At 68.8% G+C, this 20,485-nt stretch carries 21 protein-coding genes; 11 read left to right on the top strand and 10 right to left on the bottom strand.

Features of this window, described 5'->3' with window-relative positions; translation table 11 throughout:
- Positions 1-62: 62 nt before the first annotated feature.
- On the top strand, positions 63-647 hold the full coding sequence (locus tag ASE43_RS18490) for a DUF4440 domain-containing protein (protein WP_235568795.1): 585 nt from the start codon (positions 63-65) through the stop codon (positions 645-647).
- A gap of 110 nt (positions 648-757) precedes the next feature.
- Positions 758-1,165, top strand: a complete 408-nt coding sequence (locus ASE43_RS18485) for a hypothetical protein (RefSeq protein ID WP_157500057.1) — start codon at positions 758-760, stop codon at positions 1,163-1,165.
- A 365-nt stretch (positions 1,166-1,530) separates the two neighbouring features.
- On the opposite strand, the gene ASE43_RS18480 is transcribed toward ASE43_RS18485, so the two are convergent.
- Positions 1,531-2,112, bottom strand: coding sequence for a TetR/AcrR family transcriptional regulator (locus ASE43_RS18480; protein WP_056172568.1), 582 nt, complete (start codon positions 2,110-2,112; stop codon positions 1,531-1,533).
- 144 nt (positions 2,113-2,256) lie between these two features.
- Here ASE43_RS18480 and hutU point away from each other — a divergent pair, with 144 nt between their 5' ends.
- Positions 2,257-3,927 carry a urocanate hydratase gene (gene hutU / locus ASE43_RS18475; RefSeq protein ID WP_057161533.1) on the top strand — a complete coding sequence of 557 codons (1,671 nt, stop codon included), beginning with the start codon at positions 2,257-2,259 and terminating at the stop codon, positions 3,925-3,927.
- 204 nt (positions 3,928-4,131) lie between these two features.
- Here hutU and ASE43_RS18470 read toward each other — a convergent pair whose 3' ends face one another.
- Positions 4,132-4,575: an SRPBCC family protein gene (locus ASE43_RS18470; RefSeq protein ID WP_056172571.1), complete on the bottom strand. Its 444-nt coding sequence runs from the start codon at positions 4,573-4,575 to the stop codon at positions 4,132-4,134.
- Positions 4,576-5,107: 532 nt separating this feature from the next.
- Between ASE43_RS18470 and ASE43_RS18465 the strand changes: the two genes are divergently transcribed.
- Positions 5,108-6,553, top strand: coding sequence for an MATE family efflux transporter (locus ASE43_RS18465; protein WP_082607366.1), 1,446 nt, complete (start codon positions 5,108-5,110; stop codon positions 6,551-6,553).
- Between the two features lie 61 nt (positions 6,554-6,614).
- Here ASE43_RS18465 and ASE43_RS18460 read toward each other — a convergent pair whose 3' ends face one another.
- Both ASE43_RS18460 and ASE43_RS18455 read right to left on the bottom strand, forming a co-directional pair.
- On the bottom strand, positions 6,615-8,081 hold the full coding sequence (locus tag ASE43_RS18460; RefSeq protein WP_057161466.1) for a hypothetical protein: 1,467 nt from the start codon (positions 8,079-8,081) through the stop codon (positions 6,615-6,617).
- A gap of 77 nt (positions 8,082-8,158) precedes the next feature.
- Entirely contained in the window at positions 8,159-8,923 is a 765-nt protein-coding gene (locus ASE43_RS18455) for a carbonic anhydrase family protein (RefSeq protein WP_235568810.1), read from the bottom strand.
- A gap of 363 nt (positions 8,924-9,286) precedes the next feature.
- Between ASE43_RS18455 and ASE43_RS18450 the strand changes: the two genes are divergently transcribed.
- Positions 9,287-9,991, top strand: coding sequence for a response regulator transcription factor (locus ASE43_RS18450; protein ID WP_057161464.1), 705 nt, complete (start codon positions 9,287-9,289; stop codon positions 9,989-9,991).
- Here ASE43_RS18450 and ASE43_RS18445 read toward each other — a convergent pair.
- The gene (locus tag ASE43_RS18445; protein WP_056172590.1) at positions 9,969-10,328 is read right to left on the bottom strand and encodes a DUF1428 domain-containing protein; all 360 of its coding nucleotides are present in this window, start codon (positions 10,326-10,328) and stop codon (positions 9,969-9,971) included. The genes ASE43_RS18450 and ASE43_RS18445 overlap by 23 nt on opposite strands.
- A gap of 173 nt (positions 10,329-10,501) precedes the next feature.
- On the opposite strand from ASE43_RS18445, the gene ASE43_RS18440 reads away from it, so the two are divergent.
- The gene (locus ASE43_RS18440; protein ID WP_057161463.1) at positions 10,502-11,662 is read left to right on the top strand and encodes an AAA family ATPase; all 1,161 of its coding nucleotides are present in this window, start codon (positions 10,502-10,504) and stop codon (positions 11,660-11,662) included.
- A gap of 58 nt (positions 11,663-11,720) precedes the next feature.
- Here the strand turns inward: ASE43_RS18440 and ASE43_RS18435 are convergent, their stop codons facing one another.
- A complete protein-coding gene (locus tag ASE43_RS18435) occupies positions 11,721-12,701 on the bottom strand; it encodes a CsgG/HfaB family protein (protein ID WP_057161462.1) in 981 nt (326 codons plus the stop codon).
- A 357-nt stretch (positions 12,702-13,058) separates the two neighbouring features.
- Here ASE43_RS18435 and ASE43_RS18430 point away from each other — a divergent pair, with 357 nt between their 5' ends.
- On the top strand, positions 13,059-14,036 hold the full coding sequence (locus ASE43_RS18430; protein ID WP_057161461.1) for a hypothetical protein: 978 nt from the start codon (positions 13,059-13,061) through the stop codon (positions 14,034-14,036).
- 12 nt (positions 14,037-14,048) lie between these two features.
- Here the strand turns inward: ASE43_RS18430 and ASE43_RS18425 are convergent, their stop codons facing one another.
- Positions 14,049-14,975, bottom strand: a complete 927-nt coding sequence (locus ASE43_RS18425) for a CPBP family intramembrane glutamic endopeptidase (RefSeq protein ID WP_057161460.1) — start codon at positions 14,973-14,975, stop codon at positions 14,049-14,051.
- A gap of 91 nt (positions 14,976-15,066) precedes the next feature.
- Complete coding sequence (locus ASE43_RS18420; protein WP_056172605.1) at positions 15,067-15,288, bottom strand: RNA-binding S4 domain-containing protein; 222 nt, start codon at positions 15,286-15,288, stop codon at positions 15,067-15,069.
- Positions 15,289-15,408: 120 nt separating this feature from the next.
- On the opposite strand from ASE43_RS18420, the gene ASE43_RS18415 reads away from it, so the two are divergent.
- Positions 15,409-16,407, top strand: a complete 999-nt coding sequence (locus ASE43_RS18415) for a zinc-dependent alcohol dehydrogenase family protein (RefSeq protein ID WP_057161459.1) — start codon at positions 15,409-15,411, stop codon at positions 16,405-16,407.
- A gap of 597 nt (positions 16,408-17,004) precedes the next feature.
- Here the strand turns inward: ASE43_RS18415 and ASE43_RS18410 are convergent.
- Positions 17,005-17,268 carry a GIY-YIG nuclease family protein gene (locus ASE43_RS18410; protein WP_056172611.1) on the bottom strand — a complete coding sequence of 88 codons (264 nt, stop codon included), beginning with the start codon at positions 17,266-17,268 and terminating at the stop codon, positions 17,005-17,007.
- A 127-nt stretch (positions 17,269-17,395) separates the two neighbouring features.
- Here ASE43_RS18410 and ASE43_RS18405 point away from each other — a divergent pair, with 127 nt between their 5' ends.
- From ASE43_RS18405 to ASE43_RS18395, 3 genes are all read left to right on the top strand, one after another.
- The gene (locus tag ASE43_RS18405) at positions 17,396-18,415 is read left to right on the top strand and encodes a fatty acid desaturase (protein WP_082607364.1); all 1,020 of its coding nucleotides are present in this window, start codon (positions 17,396-17,398) and stop codon (positions 18,413-18,415) included.
- 297 nt (positions 18,416-18,712) lie between these two features.
- Positions 18,713-19,153, top strand: a complete 441-nt coding sequence (locus ASE43_RS18400; RefSeq protein WP_175489039.1) for a hypothetical protein — start codon at positions 18,713-18,715, stop codon at positions 19,151-19,153.
- 224 nt (positions 19,154-19,377) lie between these two features.
- Positions 19,378-19,692: a metalloregulator ArsR/SmtB family transcription factor gene (locus ASE43_RS18395; RefSeq protein WP_056172614.1), complete on the top strand. Its 315-nt coding sequence runs from the start codon at positions 19,378-19,380 to the stop codon at positions 19,690-19,692.
- A gap of 85 nt (positions 19,693-19,777) precedes the next feature.
- Here the strand turns inward: ASE43_RS18395 and ASE43_RS18390 are convergent, their stop codons facing one another.
- Positions 19,778-20,437: a hypothetical protein gene (locus tag ASE43_RS18390; RefSeq protein ID WP_057161458.1), complete on the bottom strand. Its 660-nt coding sequence runs from the start codon at positions 20,435-20,437 to the stop codon at positions 19,778-19,780.
- Positions 20,438-20,485: the final 48 nt, after the last annotated feature.

The raw sequence follows: 20,485 nt of genomic DNA, 5'->3' as shown, positions 1-20,485 counted from the left end.
GTCGCTGGCGGCGCCGGGCGCCTGTGCCGATAGTGGCCTGGCCCTTTGCCCGGAGAGTCGCCATGCGCCGTACCGCCGTTCGCTGCGCCGTCGCGGCGCTATTCCTGGCCGTGGGGGCGCCGGTTTGGGCGCAGACCGGGCCCGCGCCGGTGGTAATGGAGAACCCTCCGCCGCCGCCGAGCACGCTGCCCGAGCTCAGTGCCAAGGAATGCGAGGTTTGGGCGCGCGAGCTCAGCTTCGCCAAGTCGGTCGCCGACCACGATGCGGTCGCATTCGCGGAGCACCTGCAGTCCGGGGCCGCGTTCGGCGCCAGTCGTCGCGCGCCCACGCGCGGCCGCAAGGCCATCGCCGAGCGTTGGGCCGGCATCATCGAAGGCAAGGCGGTGCGGCTGGAGTGGTACCCCACGCGCGTGACCATCGGTGGGGCCGCGGACGTGGCCTGGTCCAGTGGGCCGTCCTTGTTCGAGGACCGCGCACCGGACGCCAAACAGCGCTTTTCGATCGGCAGCTTCCACTCGGTCTGGCACCGCGATCGCGACGGCGTCTGGCGGGTCCTGTTCGACGACGGCATCGAAGGCCGGCCGGTGACCTCGGCCGAAGCGATGGCGTTCCGCGACGCCCGGCGTACGGCCTGTCCGCGAGGCTGACGAACGCCTAAACGCGGGCGGCGGTGGCACGCACCGAGCGTGCCCGGAGGCGTATGGTGGCTTTACGACGGCTACGGCCGTCGATCTCCCCAGCGCGTTCGAGGTGTCGTATGAAACGTGTATTGCTCGCCAGCCTGCTCGCTGCCTGCGCCTTCGCGGCCTCGGCGCAGACCACCGCTCCGACCCAGACCACGTCCGGACACACGACGGCGGGCGTAACGACTTCGGCCCAGACGACCTCGGGCCAAACGACTTCGGCACGGACCGACGTGTCGACGCAGGTCCGTACCGACGGTACCTCCGGTACCCAGGCCGACGCCCAGTCCAAGGCCGAAGTCGATCGCAACTGCCTGCGCCAGACCGGCACGCATATTCGCGACCGTTCGGCGACCAACGGCAAGGGCCGCAAGGGCTGCGTCGCCGCCAACGGCCGCGTCTACACCCGTGAGGACATCGATCGCACCGGTCAGACCGACATCGCCGAGGCACTGCGCCAGTTGGATCCGTCGATCCACTGATACGCGCCTGCCGCTTTCCGCGACGCCCGGCTCCGGCCGGGCGTTTTCGTATCTGGTTCACGCAGTATCGATCAGGCTCCGGACCGAACTGGGTTTCGGGTAGGAGCGGCGTGAGCCGCGACCGTGATCTCACAGTGGCCGGCGCAATGCAGTTAGCTGATCCTCCCTGTCTCGATAAGTGGGCAGTTTCGTCGCAGGCGCAGCAGCGCGGTCGCGGCTTACGCCGCTCCTACCCCACAGCCGCGCAACGGCGGCTTACGCCGCTCCTACCCCACAGCCGCGCAACGGCGGCTTACGCCGCTCCTRCCCCACAGCCGCGCAACGGCGTCTGTGTGAGCGAGGCTCGTAGGGGCTCCTGCCAACGCTCAAGCCCTGAGTCCATCCAGCACTCGTCCCAGCGAAGCCTCGTAGAAGGTGCGGAACTGACGGTCGTCGTAGTTGAAACGGCCGCCGCGGTAGAGCGAGATCAGGCCGTGCGACTGCGCCCACAGCGTCATCGCGATGTCCCAGGGGTCGCCGGCTTTCAGCAGGCCGGCCTGCTGCGCCTCGATCACCACGTCGGCGGCCACGTTCAAGGTGGGCGAGCGGCGCGCGCGGAAATCGTCGGGGTAGCGGCGCGCGTCCTCGCGCCGGATCGAAAAGGCGTGGTCGAACAAATGCGGATGGGCGAGCGCGTAGTCGAGGTAGATGCGCTGGATCGCCATCAGGCGCGCGATCACGTCGCCGCCTTCTTTGCGCGCGCTCCAGTGATGCGCGATCTCCTGGAAGCTGTCGTCGCTGATGCGCTTGAGCAGGGCTTCGCGATTGGGGAAGTGGCGGTAGATCGCCATCGGCGTGATTCCGACCGCCTCGGCGACCCGACGCATGCTGACCGCGGCGGCGCCGTCGCGCTCGAACAGGGCGCGGGCGGCGCGCAGGATCCGGTCGGCGGTGGCGGGCGCGCTCATGTATACAGCGTATACATTTTTCCTCCGACCTGGCGAATCGGGGCGAAATCGGCCGGCGCGGGCGCGCATTCGCGTCGCCCGCGCTGGCGGGCGCTCGGAACGCGGCGCGATAATTTCCTACACCCTCGAATGCCGGAAACCGCCATGTCCGCAGCCAGCCGCAACGACCCCACCCGCGTCATCCGCGCCCCGCGCGGCAGCGACAAGACCTGCAAGTCGTGGTTGAGCGAGGCGGCCTACCGCATGATCCAGAACAACCTGGATCCGGAAGTGGCCGAGAACCCGGCCGAGCTGGTGGTCTACGGCGGCATCGGCCGCGCCGCGCGCGACTGGCCCTCGTTCGACGCGATCCTGAAATCGCTGCGCGAGCTGGAGGACAACGAAACCCTGCTGATCCAGTCGGGCAAGCCGGTCGGCGTGTTCCCCACCCACGCCGACGCGCCGCGCGTGCTGCTGGCCAACTCCAACCTGGTCCCGCACTGGGCGACCTGGGAGCATTTCAACGAGCTCGATAAGAAGGGCCTGATGATGTACGGCCAGATGACCGCCGGCAGCTGGATCTACATCGGCTCGCAGGGCATCGTCCAGGGCACCTACGAAACCTTCGTCGAAATGGGCCGCCAGCACTACGGTGGCGATCTCAAGGGCAAGTGGATCCTGACCGCGGGCCTGGGCGGCATGGGCGGCGCGCAGCCGCTGGCGGCATCGCTGGCCGGCGCCTGTTCGCTGAACATCGAATGCAAGCAGAGCAGCATCGACATGCGCCTGCGCACCCGTTACGTCGACGAGCAGGCCAGCGACCTGGACGACGCGCTGGCGCGCATCGCCAAGTACACCGCCGCCGGCGAGGCGCGCTCGATCGCGCTGCTGGGCAATGCCGCCGAAGTGCTGCCCGAACTGGTGCGCCGCGGCGTGCGGCCGGACGCGGTCACCGACCAGACCAGCGCCCACGATCCGGTCCACGGTTACCTGCCGATCGGCTGGAGCGTCGAGCAGTGGCTGGCCGCGCAGAAGACCGATCCCGAGGGCGTGCGCGATGCGGCCAAGCAATCGATGCGCGTGCACGTGGAGGCGATGCTCGCGTTCCAACGCCAAGGCATCCCGACCTTCGACTACGGCAACAACATCCGCCAGATGGCCCAGGACGTGGGCTGCGAGAACGCGTTCGATTTCCCGGGCTTCGTGCCGGCCTATGTACGCCCGCTGTTCTGCCGCGGTGTCGGCCCGTTCCGCTGGGTCGCGCTCAGCGGCGATCCCGAGGACATCTACAAGACCGACGCCAAGGTCAAGGAGATCATCGCCGACGACGCCCACCTGCACCGTTGGCTGGATATGGCCAAGGAGCGCATCAGCTTCCAGGGCCTGCCGGCGCGCATCTGCTGGGTCGGTCTGGGCCTGCGCCACAAGCTCGGCCTGGCCTTCAACGAGATGGTCCGCAACGGCGAGCTCAAGGCGCCGGTGGTGATCGGCCGCGATCACCTCGACAGCGGCAGCGTGGCCTCGCCCAACCGCGAGACCGAGGCGATGAAGGACGGCAGCGATGCGGTCAGCGATTGGCCGCTGCTCAACGCCATGCTCAACGTGGCCGGCGGCGCGACCTGGGTCTCGCTGCACCACGGCGGCGGCGTCGGCATGGGTTATTCGCAGCACTCCGGCGTGGTCATCGTCTGCGACGGCAGCGTCGAGGCCGATAAGCGCATCGCGCGCGTGCTGTGGAACGACCCCGGCACCGGCGTGATGCGCCATGCCGATGCGGGTTACGAGATCGCCCAGGCCTGCGCCAAGGAGCAGGGCCTGAAGCTGCCGATGCTGTGAGCCAGTGGCGGCCGCGGATGCCGCGGTCGCCTCCTGTAAGAGCGGCGCCAGCCGCGCCGCGCCCCTGCAAGCGCGGCGAAACCGGCGGCCTGCGCGGCTACCCCGTGGTCGCGACTTGCACCGCTCCTTGGGGCTTCGGGTGAGCATCGAGCGAATGGACGGCCCGGCGATCGGGCCGTCTTCGCTTGCGTGGTGCGGCCGCGATCAGCCCGGTATCGTCGGTTCCACCAGGCGTTCCAGCAGGGTCAGCGATTCCTGCCAGCCCAGATAGCACTGCTCCGGCGGGATCGCATCGGGGATGCCTTCCTGGACCACCTGCAGCTCGGTGCCGCAGGACACGGGACGCAGGCTGATGGTGGTGACCATGGTGCCGGGCAGCTCGGGGGCGTCGAAACGATCGTCGTGGACGATGCGCTCGTTCGGCACCAACTCCAGATAGGTGCCGCCGAAGCTGTGGCCCTGATCGGTCGAGAAATTGCTGAAACTCATGCGGTACTTGCCGCCGACGCGCGCGTCCAGCTCGTGCACGGTGCAGGTGAAGCCGTCGGGCGGCAGCCACTTGGACAGAGCCGCGGCATCGAGGAAGGCGCGATAGACGCGCTCGGCCGGGGCGGTGAAAACGCGGTGCAAACGGACGGTGCCGGTCATGGGTAGTCTCCTAGGCGAGGTGTAGCCCTCACTGTGTCCGACGAACGAGCGGGGCTGGGATCGACATCGCGTCTATACCTTTTTCTGCGTGGGGCCGGTGTATGCGTTCTGGTTCCGGTAGCCGTGCGGATCGCGAGGGGGTGAGAACGGCGCGGTTACCGTATCGGTGCTGCGTGCTCTCGTGACGCACCAGCCGCCGATGCGTGTGGTCGGACGACCTGGAGAGCACGATGAGCGGGCGTTGGGTGTGCTCCGATCGTCGGTGCGCGCATTGATCGACGCCTTGCGACGCAACGTTTCGAACTTTTCGACAGTTTCCGTATTCGTCGCGGCATGGCTGAATAGGGGCGCCGTCCCAGCCTTTGAGACAACCGCGCGCCAGGATGCGCGGGGCGATGGGTCGGCTGCGGGGGCGAGCGACGATGAATCGTTCGTCGCATGTCGAATTCGCCGCTCCTGGTTCGTCGTACCCGTAAGCAGGTACGACGGCCTCCGCCGTACTCCCGTCCCTCCAGCGCATGGATAGGTCCCGATGAGTCAGCAAACCCCAACCGTTCCAGAATCCGATCCGGCCGCCGCGCCGCACGTGCCCACCGGCTCGCTGTGGAGCGAGATCCGCGAGGCCGTGCGCGGCACCAACGCCGATTACACCAAGATCCCGCTGCGGCGCGCGGTGTTCCTGCTGGCGGTGCCGATGGTGCTGGAGCTGGTGCTGGAGTCGACCTTCGCGGTGGTCGACATCTTCTTCGTCGCCAAGCTCGGCCCGTCCGCGGTGGCGACGGTGGGCCTGACCGAAAGCTATCTGTTCCTGCTGTACGCGGTCGCGATGGGCCTGGCGATGGCGGTGACCGCGCTGGTCGCGCGCCGCGTCGGCGAGGGCAAGCGCGAGGACGCGGCGGTGACCGCGGTGCAGGCGATCTTCGTCGCCGTGCTGGTGTCGGTGCTGCCGGCCATACTCGGCATCGTCTACGCCCAGGACCTGCTGCGGCTGATGGGCGCCGATGCCTGGAGCATTGAGCACGGCTACCGCTACACCCAATGGATGCTGGGCGGTAACGCGGTGATCATGCTGCTGTTCGTCATCAACGCGATCTTCCGCGGCGCCGGCGACGCGGCCATCGCGATGCGCGTGCTGTGGCTGTCCAACGGCCTGAACATCCTGCTGTGCCCCTTGCTGATCTTCGGCCTGGGGCCGGTGCCGGCGCTGGGCATCGAGGGCGCGGCCATCGCCACCAACATCGGCCGCGGCGCGGGCGTGGCGTTCCAGTTGTGGGTGCTGTTCCACGGCGGCAAGCACATCCGCGTCGTGGCCGCGCAACTGGTCTGGCGGGGCGCGCTGCTGTGGCATGTGGTGCGCACCTCGCTGGGCGGCATCGGCCAGATGATCGTGGCGATGACCTCGTGGATCTTCCTGATGCGCATCCTGGCCAGCGTCGGCAGCGAGGCGGTGGCCGGCGCCACCATCGCGATCCGACTGATGATGTTCACGATGATGCCGGCCTGGGGCATGTCCAACGCGGCGGCGACGCTGGTGGGACAGAACCTGGGCGCCGAACAACCCGAGCGCGCCGAGGCCGCGGTGTGGCGCATCGGCTGGTACAACATGGCCTACCTGGTGATCGTGTCGGTGCTGTTCTTCGTGTTCCCGCAGCAGCTGATCGGCTTGTTCACCGAAGACGCCAAGGTGATCGCGGTCGGCGCCGAATGGCTGCGCATCCTGTCCTATTCGTTCTTCGTCTACGGCTGGTGGATGGTCACCGTGCAGGCCTTCAACGGCGCCGGCGACACCATGACCCCGACCAAGATCAATGTGGTGTTCTTCTGGCTGATCCAGATCCCGCTGTCGTATTTCCTGGCGATCAGCTTGAACTGGCAGCAGTCCGGCGTGTTCTGGGCGGTATTCGTATCGGAGACCTCGGTGGGTCTGTTCACGCTGTGGTTGTTCGCGCGCGGGCGTTGGAAGACGGTGCAGGTCTGATCCAAGCGCAAACGCGAACGGCCCGCGCTCGCGGGCCGTTCGCGCTTACGACGCCGGGCTTTCAGTCGGCGGATTTACTGCGCAACTGCTGCAGCACCTGCGTCTCGAACGCCTTGCCCGCGCGCTCGGCCTCGGCCGGGTCGCCCGGCGTCAGCAGCTTCTGCCTCAGCGCCGCGTCGATCGCGGCGCGCGGTCCGCCGACCACGATCAGGGTCTGGTCGCCGGTATCCAGCGCCAGATAACGGTCCTGGGACTTGCGCGCCCGCAGCAGCGCGTCCAGCAAGCGCAGCACGGCGTCGACGTCGTACCAATCGCCCTGGTTCTCGGCGCGGGTGCGGTAGATCATGCCGTCGGCGTAGGCGACCAGCTGGTAGGGGCCCTCGTCGTCCTCGGGCGCGAGCTCCTCGAACACGACGCCGCTCAGCGAAGGCCGCACCAGCGCGGCGAGTTCGCGCAGCAGGCTGTCGTGCGCGTTCGGGAACTGGCCGGTCTCGACATCGAACCAGTGCGCGTAGCCGGCCGCTTGCAGCACCGCCTCGGTGTCCGCGCCTTCGACCTGGGTCGGATCGACCTCGCCGACGCGCACGAAGCCCAGCGCCTGCAACTGGTCGATGCGCGCGCGCACCTGGGCCAGGGCGGCGGGCTTGGGCGTCGCGGCCTCCTTCGGAGTTGGCGGTTTGCCCAGCCCGGTGCAGATCGGATCGTCGACGCGGCGCGCACAGGCCGCCTGCAATTGTGGCTGGCCGCTGCCCTGCTCGGTGCGCGCGAACGCCATCGCGACCTCGTCGGCGCGTTGCGGGTCGCGGATCTGCGCGTGCAGGCGTTCCAGCGCGGCCGTGGCCTCAGGCTGGTGCAGTTCCGCGAGCACGAACGCGGCCTGGCGCGCGATCGTTTCGTCCTCGCCCAGCATGGCCGCGCGCGCGGTGCGCTCCAGACGCGGGCTGAAGGGTGGCCGTGGGCCGGTGCCGCCGTTGTGGCTGTCGTAGTAGGCCAGCACCGCCGCGTCCGGCGTGTCGGCGCGCAGCACCGCGGCGCTGTCGGCGGGGCCGGCGCAGCGCTCGGCGAAGCTCGGCATCAGCGCGCGCCGCAAGGTGGAATCGGCTTCGCCAGCGATCGCGCGCGTGGCCGTGCAGAACGCCGGCGTGGCTTCGCCATAGCGCAGCTGCTGCTGCCATTGCGCGGTCCAGGCGGCGACGTCCGCGGCCGGCACCTCGTCGGCGCTGCGGCGCAGGCGCGCGATCCAGCCCGCATCGCCGCTGGCGATGCCGTCGCTGGCATGCATGATCGGTGGGAAGCGGCCGCGGTCCTCCCACCAGCCTTGCAGGTCGGCGGCCGTGGACGGCAGCGCGGCGGCGTACCGCGGCGGCAACGGTCCGCGCTCCACGCTGACGCGGCTGGCGGCGGGATCGGCGAACGCGACGCGTGCGCCCGTGCCGTCGGCCGCGGGCGCGCCCGCCGGAGGTTCGCCGCAAGAGGACAGGCCGGGCGTCGCCAACAACGCCAGCCACCAGCTGAGATTCGAGCGCATCCGTCCTCCCCGACGGTAGTGCGGATGCGCCCGATTGTTTCAGCACGGCCGCGCAGGGTAAAGCCGCGGCCGCGCGCTCAGTCGCCGGCTTCGGTGCTGACGACGCGGCCGTTCAGCGGCTGCACCGGGCGGCGGTTGCCTTCCGGGAATTCGGGTCCGCTGAAGCGCGCCGAGAATGCGGCCAACTGGCTCAGGCTGGCGGTGCGAACCCTGCCCATCACGTGCCAGGCGAGGTTCTCGCGACAGTCCGGCGTGGTCAGGGAACCGCTGAACCGATAGCTGCGCCCGCTCGGGATCAGCGCGCGCAGGTTCAGGGCCTGGGCCGGTGCCGACTGGCCTTCGTGCGCGGGCATCGCCGCGATGATCTTGTCCAACTGCGGATCGCGCGCGCCTTCGTCGAACAGTACGCCCACCACCGCGATCGCGCCCGACCCGTCGGTGGCGGTATGCACGAAATGCAGTTCCAGCGGGTACTGCTCGCCGTCGATGTAGTTCTCGCTGGGCGTGTGGACGTGGAACTGGACCAGCGTGTAACTCTTGCCCGCGATGGTCAGCGTGTTGCCGGACGGCGCCTCGGTGCGGATGGTGTGGCCGTCGTTGTGGACCGTGACGTTAGCGGAGGTCGAGTAGTTGAAGTTCAGGCTGGGCAGGCTCATGACGCGCGCATTGGAACGGATCACATCGATCGGCGATTGGCGCGTGCCCGACGAGCACAGGGCGTAGCTCGGATGCAGGCCGCCCCAGTCGACGGTGCCGTGCTCGTAGCCCCAAGGCGTGGACCCGGCAGCGCTAGCGCCCGCGGATGTGAGTAAAAAAGACGCACAAATGGTGGACAAGAACATCAGACGATGTGTCATTTCGGGCTCCGAATGGGTTGGGTGGGCGCCGCGACGCACACCAAATTCCCATCGCGGCCGCCGCAAACTAGCCGCCGCCCGCCGCGCCTACGCCCGCTGAACAGCGGAGCGCGGCTCTGCCGATCGGCGTATGCCGGGCCATGTCCTCGACCGTAGTGTGATTCGCGTGGCTGTTCTCGCCGATCGCGCGGCCGGAAGATCGGCTGCGGACGGGGTTTCGCGCGATGCTGGCGTGGATGGCCGCTGCGGACCGCCGCGACCCGGGGACGTCGGTGGCCGTGCGCTCGTCGCGGCGTAACGCCGGACGGGGCGCGCGTCCGCACGCCGAGGTTGCCGGAGGGAAGCCGCATGCCGATCGTTTTGAACCTGCCCTTGCGTGTGTTGATCGTGGACGATCACGAGATCGTGCGCGCCGGCCTGCGCACGCTGTTGGGCGGCTTGCGCTGGTTGCAGGTGATCGCCGAAGCCGGCGACGGCGGCGCCGCGATCGAACTGGCCGAGCGCCTGCGCCCGGATCTGATCCTGCTGGACGTACGCATGGCCGGTATCGACGGCTGCCAGGTGCTGCGCCATCTGGCCTGGCAGCCGCTCACGCGCGATATCGTGGTGATCAGCCTGCACGACAGCCTCGAGCACGTGCGCGAAGCGCGCAGCGCGGGGGCACAGGCCTATGTCTTCAAGGACACCACGCGCACCGAACTGCTGGGCGCGATCCAGCGCGCGTGGCGCGAGCGTCCGCAGCGCAAGGGACCGCGCGGCGATGTCGAGGCCGCGCATTTTCCGATCGACGAGCGCCTCACCGAGCGCGAAGGCCAGGTGCTGGCGTTGCTGGCGCAAGGGCTGACCAACCGCCAGATCGGCGATCGCTTAGGCATCGCCTGCGGCACCGCCAAGACCCATGTCGAGCACATCCTCGCGAAGCTGGGCGTGCGCCACCGCACCCAGGCCGCGGTGCGTTCGGCCGCGCTGGGGCTGGCGCCTCCGCCGCGCAATCCCGACACGCCGGGCGCGGGGCTGCAGGCGCGCGCGTTCACAGCTCCAGGATCGGTTTGAACCCGCCCCAGAACATGCGCATGCCGTCGAAGGGCAGCTTCTTCGGGTCCATGGTGTCGCCCAGGCGCGGGTCCTTCATGACCTTTTCCACCACCTTGTCGCGCTGGGCGCGCGATTTGTAGACCACCCAGGAGAACACCACCACCTCGTCGGTCTTGAGCTTCACCGCCTGCGGGAAGGAGGTGACCTTGCCCGGCTTGACGTCGTCGGCGACGCATTCGACGTAGGCGAGCGCGCCGTGCTCGCGCCAGACCTTGCCGGATTTGCGCGCGAGGCGCTTGTAGGCGGTGAGATTCTTGCGCGGTACCGCCAGGACGAAACCGTCGACGTAGCTCATACATCCTCCGTGTCTGGGGACAGGTGCGCAGCCGTGGCGACTGGCCTGCCGATCATGCCTGCGACCCGCTCAAGGCTGGATGAAACATGCTCGAGCGGGCCGCGGTCGCAGGGCCTGAGATGCGGCCGGGCTCCAATGCGCGCGGCCTCCCGCCGATTCGATACCCTGCGCCCATGCTGAGCACGCTCGCGATCGCCCACTACCGTTCCCTGCACGATCTGGTCGTGCCGATGGGGCGTTTGAACCTGGTCACCGGCGCCAACGGCAGCGGCAAGTCCAACCTGTACCGCGCGCTGCGCCTGCTCGCCGAGACCGCGCAGGGCGGGGTGGTGCCGGCGCTGGCGCGCGAAGGCGGCCTGCGCTCCACGCTCTGGGCCGGGCCCGAAGAATTGTCGGCGCGCATGCAGCGCGGCGAAGTGCCGATGCAGGGCGCGGCGCGCCAGAAAGCGGTGTCGCTGCGCCTGGGCTTCGCCGGCGACGAATTCGGTTACGCGATCGATCTGGGCTTGCCGCCGCCGTCGCTGTCGGCGTTTTCGCTGGATCCCGAAATCAAGCGCGAGGCGATCTGGAGCGGGCCGTTCCTGCGCGCATCCAATCTGCTGGTCGATCGTCGCGGCGCGACCGCGCGCGTGCGCGACGGCCGCGGCTGGCGGGTGGTCGCCGAACACCTCAATGCCTTCGAGAGCCTGTACGGCCAGATCGCCGACCCGGTCGGCGCGCCGGAGGTGCTGAGCCTGCGCGAGACCATCCGCGGCTGGCGCTTCTACGATCATTTCCGCGCCGACGGCGAGTCGCCGGCGCGCCTGCCGCAGCTGGGCACGCGCACGCCGGTGCTCAGTCACGACGGCCGCGACCTCGCCGCGGCCTGGCAGACCATCGTCGAGATCGGCGATCCGCAGGCGTTGCACGCCGCGGTGGCCGACGCGTTCCCGGGCGCGCATGTGAACGTGGTCGGCGCCGACGGCCGCTTCAGCCTGGAGTTCAGCCAGCACGGCCTGCTGCGGCCGCTGTCGGCGGCCGAGCTGTCCGACGGCACCTTGCGCTATCTGTTGTGGATCGCGGCCCTGCATACGCCGCGGCCGCCGCCGCTGATGGTGCTCAACGAACCCGAGACCAGCCTGCATCCGGATCTGCTGCCGGCGCTGGCGCGTCTGATCGCGCACGCCGCGCGCCGCACTCAGGTCTGGGTGGTGTCGCACGCGACCCGTTTGATCGCCGCGCTGGAGCAGGAACCCGGCTGCAACACCTTGCGGCTGGAGAAGGCGATGAGCCGCACCACCCTGGCCGGGCAGGGCCTGCTGGACGCGCCCGCCTGGCATTGGCCGGAACGCTGAGCCGCAAAGCGAAGGGCCGCCTCGCGGCGGCCCCTGCTTCATCGCGACGGCGATGGACTTACTTGGACAGTTCGAGCGCCAGCGAGGTCACCCAACCCTTGTTGCCCATCTCGTCCTCGACTTCCCACATCGCGCCCTGCTTGTTGCCGGTGGGGTAGAGCATCATGCCGACGTCGAGCGAACGCACCACCTTGCCCTTGCCGCTGGCATCGGTGTACAGACGGCCGGGCTTGACCACGGTCACGGCCTGCTGGGCGTTGGATGCCGAGGCATTGCCGGACACGCCGCCGAGTTCGCCGACCAGGTCGGTGTAGGCCTGCAGATACGCCAGGGTGATGACCTGGCCCAGCTCGGTGTTGGCGTAACCCGACACGCCCGCGCCACCCAGGCCGCTGCTGCCGAACAGCGCGCCGCTGGCGCCGAAGCCGATATCGGTCTTCTTGGCGTGGCCTTCGGCCATCGCGACCTGCTCGGAGGAACGCACGTCGGTCAGGGTCAGCACCACGTCCGCGGTCTTCTTGCGGAAGTTGAGGTTGCCCGCGACCGCGCCGGCCTTGCCGCCGATCAAGCCGCCGAGCAGGCCACCGATGGCATTGCCGCCGGCGTCGTTGTTCTGCGCGATCAGGTCGGGGACCAGCACGTAGTCGGCGGCCTTGATCTGGCCCTTGCCGACGTTGGAGCGGCCGCGCAGCTGGCCGCTGGCGGCGAGTTCGCGTTCGCGCATGGCCATGTCCATGCCGGCGCCGCGATCGACCAGGGTGAAGCAGCGCGACTTGTTCACGAACACCTTGATCAGCTTGCTCGGTGCGGGCAGCTGCTGGCCGGTCCACCAATTGACCGAATCCTCCGGTTCGATGACCGAGATCGTGCCCAGGCTCTTGCTGCAGGTCGGAATCTGCGCGGTCTTCTCGGCGCGCTGTTCCTGTGCGCTCTTGCGCTGTGCCGAAGCGGGGGTGGCGGTCAGCGTCAGGCCCAGGCCCAGCGCGCATGCCAGCAGCGAGACGCTGCCGAGCGAGATTCCCCTGTGTGCGGTCTTCATTGTGCGGTTATTCCTTCAACGACTACGAAAAAGCCGGCGTGTGCCGGCACCCAGTGGAGTCCGTTCGTCCTGTCCGGCCGTCGCCGCGATGGCGGGCCATCGGGCGGAGGGTCGATCCCCAAGCGAGCGTGCCGACGGCGGACCGTCGGGCGTGGCGACTCACTAGCCCATGATAACGTGACCGGCGTCGGATTCAGGACGCGTCCGTGGGGCGAATGCATCGATTCGGGGCGCAGCCCAGGCCTTGTGGCGTGTTCGTGCAAAGTCTGTGCCATCCGATGCAGGTTCGGGCGTGACCACGGTGACCGCGCCCGTCGAGGCTAGAATCGGCGAACGAACCGGGGACCGCGAGTACGAATGATCGTTCCAGCCTATTGGGCGGAGGCGCGCCTGCAGCAGCGCACGCACCGCCGCCAGTTCACCGTGCGCCGCTTCGGCTGGTCGGACATCGGCCCGGCCGAGGCCCAGGCGCATGCCGATGCGCGCGTGCGCGAGGCCTTCGACCGCATCGTCGCCGGCGAACCCCTGCCGCGCCTGGAGCGCAAGGTCGGCTACGGCGGCGCCCAAGGCCTGCCGATCCGCGAAGAGATCGTCGACCGCCACGGCGACGCGGTGATCACCCGCAACAGCTACGGCGCCTTGTGCCTCAACACCCCGGACGTGCTGTTCGCGGACGTCGATTTCGACGAGCCGGCCAACGACGGACTGTCGAGGACGACGATGGCGGTGGTGGCCGCGGTCGCGCTGGCGCTGGGGCTGTGGACGCGATCCATCGGCTACGGCATCGGCGCCTTGTTCGCCGGCTTCATCGTCGCCAGGATCATCGTGGGGTGGTTGCGCAAGCGCGCCCACGCGGCCAACGGCGGGCCGGAGGCGCGCGCCCGTCATCGCATCGATGCCTTCGTCGCCGCGCGCCCGGACTGGCTGCTGCGCCTGTATCGGACGCCGGCGGGTTTTCGTCTGCTGGCCTTGCACCGCACGTTCGGACCGCGCGAGCCGGAAGTCGTCGAAAGTTTCCGCGCGCTCGGCGCCGACCCGGTGTACGCGACCATGTGCGCGGTGCAGAACTGTTTCCGCGCCCGCGTCAGCCCCAAGCCCTGGCGCGTGGGCCTGAAGCGCAAGATCGTGCCGCCCAAGGCGGTGTGGACATCCGAGCACGCGCAACTGCGCGAACGCCAGGCGTGGTTGGCCGAGTACGCGCAGGCCGCCTTGAATTACGGCGCCTGCCGCTACGTGGCGACGTTCGGCTCCGGCGTCGCCGACCCCAAGGCCGACGACATACGCCAGCTGCACGATGCCCTGTGCCGCGCGGACGAAGATCTGCCGATCGCCTGAGCCCGCCACGCCTCAGGCGGCACCGGTCCACTCGCGGATGAAAGGCGCCAGCTGCGGGATCAGGTCGACCATGCCGTGCAGCGGCACGATCAGCCACAGCGAGCGCGTGCGCGCCCACAGCACGCCGAAGGCGATGCCGGCCGGCGCGATCATCACGATCGAATAGGCGATGGCCCAGCCCGGCGTCGGCGCGGCGACGCCTTCGAGCAGGCTGGCGCCGCGCAGGTACAAGCCGGGCGCATGGGCCAGGCCGAACAGCAACGAGGCCCAGGCGATCGCCGCGACCTGCGAGCCGGTCGCGAGCGCGAAATGCTCCTGCAGCACGCGCCGGAACAGCAGTTCCTCGCACAGTCCCGCTTCCACGGTCTGCCAGACGAAGCACAGCGGGATCGCCCACGCCAAGGTGGTCGCGGCCGGCGCGAGCTGCGACAGCGACATCAGGCCGCGCCCGAACACCGCCTGCATCGCCAGATAGGCCAGCGACATCAGCACGAACACCAGCCACAGCCGGCGTGCGCCGAACGGCGCCTGGCCGCGCTCGCGCAGACGTAGGAACAGCCAGGCCGGCAGCACCACCATGGTCAGCAGCTTCAAGGCGAGCTTGGCGATCGACTGCGCCGGATCCTCGGGCACCGCCTCGTTGAGCGCGCTGAAACCCCAGCCCAGGATCAGCAGCGAGAACATCGCCAGATAGACCAGCACGCCCGGCAGGCGCGCGCGGCCCTGCGGACGCGGCGGGTGGCGCGGCTTGCGGGTCAAGGCCCAGGCCAGCGCGGGGAACGCGATCCCGATCACGGCGAACAGGAACAGCGGATCGGCCAGGCTCGCGCCCGGCAATCGCTGCAACACGTACAGCGAAGCCAGATAGGCGAGGGCGGCGACCGCGAGGGCGATCGTGGCGTGGCGGCGGCGGGCGCCGGGCGAGGACGGGCTGTGCATCGGCGCATGGTGCGCGATGGCCGTCGCCGGGTCCGCTGCCGTTCGTCGCCCAACCAAAGTCAGGGGGCGATCGACGTGTCGAATCGGCGCCTCAGCGCGGCGCGATCACCCGGATTTCCACGCCCTGCAGGCGCACCACCTGGCCGGCGTGGATCTTGCAGGTCTTGCGCAGCTCGACCTGGCCGTCGACGCTGACCGCGCCGCTGGCGACGATGGCCTTGCCGGTGCCGCCGCTGTGGGCCAGGCCGACCAGCTTCAGCAACTGGTTGAGTTCGACGTGATCGCGGTCGAGTTCGAATTCGATCGGGGACATGGCACCGGCGCGTGGAGAACGACGGGCAGGGTCGCAGCGCCGGCGTCCGCGCGCAAGCCGCACGAGCGCGGTAACGTGAGCGTTCCGGCCCTCGACGGGCGATCACTGGGAGAGGCGGCCATGAAACAGGCCAGGTATGCGACGCGCGGTCCGGTGCCGCAGGACGTGATCGAAGCGGTGGATAGCGAGCTACCGGCGCTGGCGCCGGGGCAGGCCCTGGTCGAGGTGTTGGCCGCGCCGATCAATCCCTCCGATCTGCTCACCCTGACCGGCCAGTACGGGCTGCTGCCGCCCTTGCCGGCGGTCGGCGGCAACGAAGGCGTGGGTCGGGTGCTGGCCCTGGCCGACGACGTGAGCGCGCCCGCGGTCGGGCGCACCGTGCTGTTGCCGCCCAGCGGCGGCACCTGGGCCACCCACATGGTCGTCAATGCGCGCGCGCTGCTGCCCTTGCCGGACGATGCCGATCCGGTACAGCTGTCGATGATCACGGTCAATCCGCCGACCGCGAGCCTGTTGCTGTCCGAGTTCGTCGATCTGGCGCCGGGCGAGTGGGTGATCCAGAACGCGGCCAATTCGGCGGTCGGCGGTTATCTGGTGCAGTTGGCGGCGCTGCGCGGTCTGAAGACGGTCAACGTGGTGCGGCGCGAGTCGGCGCGCGAGGGCGTGCTGGCGCTGGGCGCCGACGCGGTGCTGGTCGACGGCGACGATCTGGCCAAGCGCGTGCGCGAGGTCACCGGCGGGGCGACGATCCGGCTGGGCGTGGACGCGGTGGGCGGCGTCGCGACCGAGCGTTTGGCGCAGTCGCTGGGCGAGGGTGGGGTGTTGGTCAACTACGGGGCCATGAGCGGGGAGGCCTGTGCGCTGTCGCCGGCTTCGCTGGTATTCCGCGATGTCGCGCTGCGCGGGTTCTGGTTGGCGCGTTGGTATCGCACCGCGCCGCCGGAGCGGCGTGCGGCGGTGTTCGCGGAGTTGGCGGGGCTGATCGCGCAGGGCAAGTTGCATGCGCGGGTGCAGGCGACCTACGGGATCGATCAGATCAAGCAGGCGGTTGCGGCGGCGGCCGCGGGGGAGCGGGCGGGGAAGATTGTGTTGATTCCTAACGCGTCCTACCGCGAGTAGGTTCGCTTTCGTCTTTGATCCGCTCGTTTGCTTTTGACTCCCTCCTTTGGAAAAGGAGGGTTGGGGAGGATTTGCTGTTGCTTTGCTTTGCGTGGGTTCTTTACGGAAGTCAAAGGCTTCCGCCTGCTGCGCATGCGGGTTACTTTCTCTTGCTAGCCCAAGAGAAAGTAACCAAAGAGAAGGGCTAGCGTGACCAACCCTCCCCTGCGAATTCGAGGCTTTCGCCGGGATTTTTCGAATGGACATCCCTGTCCATTCGAAAAACGGCGCGCGTCCTGCGCGCCGCCCTTCGGGTCTACGGTTGGTCGGGTGAGTGCGGGGCTTTTGGATTTGAATGCAACGGCAACGGCAACGGCAACGGCAACGGCAACCGCAACGGCAACGGCAACCGCAACGGCAACCGCAACGGCAACGGCAACCGCAACCGCAACCGCAACCGCAACTGCGACCGCAATGGCAGCAGGCGGCTTTTTGCTGTCATCTCGGTGTAGGCGGGGATCAACTTCAGGGCGTAGTGGAGCAGGGTGTCGGTGGTTTCGGTGGTAGAGCGTCGCCGCGTTGTCTGAGTGACCGACCCCGTTCGGTTCAGGTCCAGGTTCAGCCCGGCGGCGCCTGAGCGCCGGCGCCCAGGGCGCGTTTGCGCTCGGGGCTGAGCTGCTTGATCGCGTATTCCGCGCGCAAGGCGGTCGAGCGGTCGGGGTAGGCGAAGCTGTTCAGCAGTCGCAGGGGCGGGTGCGAGCGCGTGTAGCGGGCGCCTTTGCCGGCCGCGTGCTGGGCGTAACGGCGGTCCACGTCCACCGCGATCCCGGTGTAGACGCTGCCGTCGCGGCATTCGATGAGGTAGACGTGCCAGACGGCCATGCCGATAGGGTAGCGGCGATCGCGCCGGCGCCGCGAATCTGAATGGCCATCACAACCATACGCCAACGAACGTCATTGCTAGGACACGTAGCGACGCCGACAATGGGTCTTCCTCTGGAGAATCCGCTTGAGCGCCGCAGACGAATCGCACGCCGCCGTAACCAACCTGCGCCAACTGTGCGCGCGCTTCGCCAAACCGCACCTGGGACGGGCGGTCTGGCAACTGATCAACACCCTGATTCCGTTCGCCGCACTGTGGACCCTGATGGCCTGGAGCGTGGTGGCGCAATGGGGCTACGGCTGGACGCTACTGCTGGCGCTGCCCTCCGCCGGCCTGTACGTGCGCATCTTCATCATCCAGCACGACTGCGGGCACGGTTCCTTCTTCGCCAGCAGCCGCGCCAACGACATCGTCGGCCGCTGCCTGGGCCTGGTGACCCTGTTCCCCTACGGCTACTGGAAGAAGACCCATGCCGTGCACCACGGCACCTCGGGCAACCTCGACCGCCGCGAGATGGGCGACATCGAGACCCTGACCGTCGCCGAGTACCGCGCGCGTTCCTGGCTGGGCCGCATGAGCTACCGCTTCTACCGCAGCACGCCGGTGCTGCTGGGCATCGGCCCGCTGTACCAGTTCGTGCTCAAGCACCGCTTCCCGTTCGATCTGCCCTTCACCTGGAAGAAGGAATGGGCGAGCGTGCTGCTGAACAACCTGATGCTGATCGTGGCCTTCGTCGCGATGGGCTTCACCATCGGCTGGCACACCGTGCTGCTGGTGCACCTGCCGATCGTGCTGCTGGCCGGCGCGATGGGCGTGTGGCTGTTCTATGTGCAGCACACCTTCGAGGATGCCTACTGGACCCGTAAGGACGACTGGAACTCGCACGAGGCCGCGATCGCCGGCAGCTCGTTCTACGACCTGCCGCGGGTGATGCATTGGTTCACCGGCAACATCGGTTACCACCACATCCACCACCTCGCCAGCCGCATCCCCAACTACCGTCTGCGCGAGGCCTACGAGTCCAGCCCGCTGCTGCAGGCCGCGCCCAAGCTGACCCTGTGGTCCAGCCTGAAGTGCGCGCGATTGAAGCTGTGGGACGAAGACCTCAAGCGCATGGTCGGTTTCCCCAAGCGCGCGCGGGTCTGATCCGCGTCTAGCAAGCACCGGGCAGGGCGTCCGCGGCGCGCGACGTCCTGCCCTCAGCGCCCAGCCGTGACCGATCCGGCGGGCGTCGCCGCCCGCAAGCGGGCGCCCCGGCGTTTCAGCGCCGTCCCTCGCGTACCGCCCCACGCTCCCGGCCTCGACCGGCGCTTCGCTTCCACGAGGCCCGCGCCCCGGCCGCTCGGCCCGGCGCACGCCGACGAACGGCGCTTGACTTCGTCCTCGATTGATTTAGCATTTTAGTTAAATAAGCAAATGACTAAACCATAGAGGTGCACCGCCATGATCGATGAAGCCCTAGTCACCCAAGTCGGCCTGCTCGCCTACCTGGCCATCTCCGTCGCCATGACGATCTGGGTGGCCCGCACCCTGTCGCGCAACGGCGAGGTGTTCCTGGTGATGTGCTTCGGCCAGAACGAAGTGCTGGCCAAGTCCACCAACCATCTGCTCGTGGTGGGCTTCTACCTGATCAACATCGGCGTGATCGCGATCCGCCTGGACGGCTGGAACGCCGACGCCCTGCTCAGCAACCCGATCGCCCATATCGGCAGCAAGATCGGCGTGTCGGTGCTGATGCTGGGCGCCATGCACTTCTTCAACATGATGATGATTTCGCGCTACGGCCGGGTGGTGTCGGGCTGGATGAACGAGCAGCGCTACGAAGAGCGCGTCGCCGAAGCCGCCGCGCGCGGCGCGCCGCCGCCGCTGCCGGGCCGCGGTTGAGGCCGGCTTGCGACGCGCGACCGCGCCGCAAGTCCAGGCCGCGACGGGTGCGCGCACCCGCCGCGGCTTGCGCGCGTGCGGCGCCGCGCGGGGCCGGTTCGCCCGCGCTCATACCCGCGCGGTGCGGAAGGCTATGATGTTCCCGCACCGCATCGACCGTGCGCGCCGGCCCTCGCGGGCCGTCGTCATTCCGACCATGAAAGCCCAGCCATGAGCGCTCAGTTATGAAACAGGACAAGATCTTCGAGGCGCTGGCGTCCACGCCGCGGCGGCAGATTCTGGCCTATCTGTCCGAGCAGGAACTGCCGGCCGGCGACATCGCCGCGCGTTTCAACATGAGCGCGCCGGCGGTCTCGCGCCACCTGTCGGTGCTGGTCAACGCCGGCCTGATTTCCAGCGAGCGGCGCGGGCAGTTCGTGGTCTACAAGCTGGTGCCCGACAACCTGGTCAATACCCTGACCCAGTTCGCGTTCGAGATCTGCCCGGTCGGCGGCCCGCTCAAGCGCGAGAGCCGGCGCGCCAAAAAAGCGGCCGGTTGAGCCGGCCGCTGGGGGAATGGCGCCGCCGTAGCGGCGCGGTATCGCATGCGATTGCGGCCGGCGCGTAGCGCGGGCCTGATGCGCGTCAGTCGCGCTCGAAGCGTGCGATCTCGTCGGCGATCGCTTGGGCACGGCGCAGGCTGCGGCCGGTGATGCTGTCTTCCATGGCCTTGGCCAGGCGCGGCCGGCTGGGGTGGCGCGACCAGCGGTGCAACCACCAGGTCGCGAGCAGGCCGACGACGCCGATCGCCCCGCCGATCGCGAACACCGAGGGCGCATTGACGTACATGTCCGCGCCGAACAGCACCATGAAGACCACGGTCATGAACGGCATCCAGATCAGCCACCAGGCCAGGCCCACGACCATGCCGGTGCGCACGTAGAACTTGCGCAGCCGCGCCAGGCGTTTCTGGATGTCCAGCACCGGCGCCGAGTAGTCCACCGCCGCGATCATGGCCTGCACCATGCCGCCGCAGGCGATCAGGGCCACGCCGTAGACGTGCAGGATCAGGCCGCACACGAACAGGTGGGGGACCTCGCGGTGGCTGGTCCAGAAATCCACGCCCAGCAGCAGCACCGCCAGCCCCATCAGCATCTGCAGCCCCTGGCCCACGACCAGCGGCCACAGGCCGGATTTCAGGCGCTTGCCGCGTTCTTCGCGGAAGCGCAGCAGGTCCATGGCGTGCTGGCGCTCGAGCTTGCGGTCGAGGTCCTGCCAGGCTTGTTTGAGATCGTCTAGTTCCATCGTCGTTGCGCTCATCGTGTTGTGTGCCGCGTGGTGGAAAGGGATGCG

Source organism: Lysobacter sp. Root983 (assembly GCF_001429345.1).
Taxonomy (GTDB): Bacteria; Pseudomonadota; Gammaproteobacteria; order Xanthomonadales; family Xanthomonadaceae; genus Lysobacter.
This window is presented reverse-complemented; position numbering and strand designations above follow the sequence as displayed.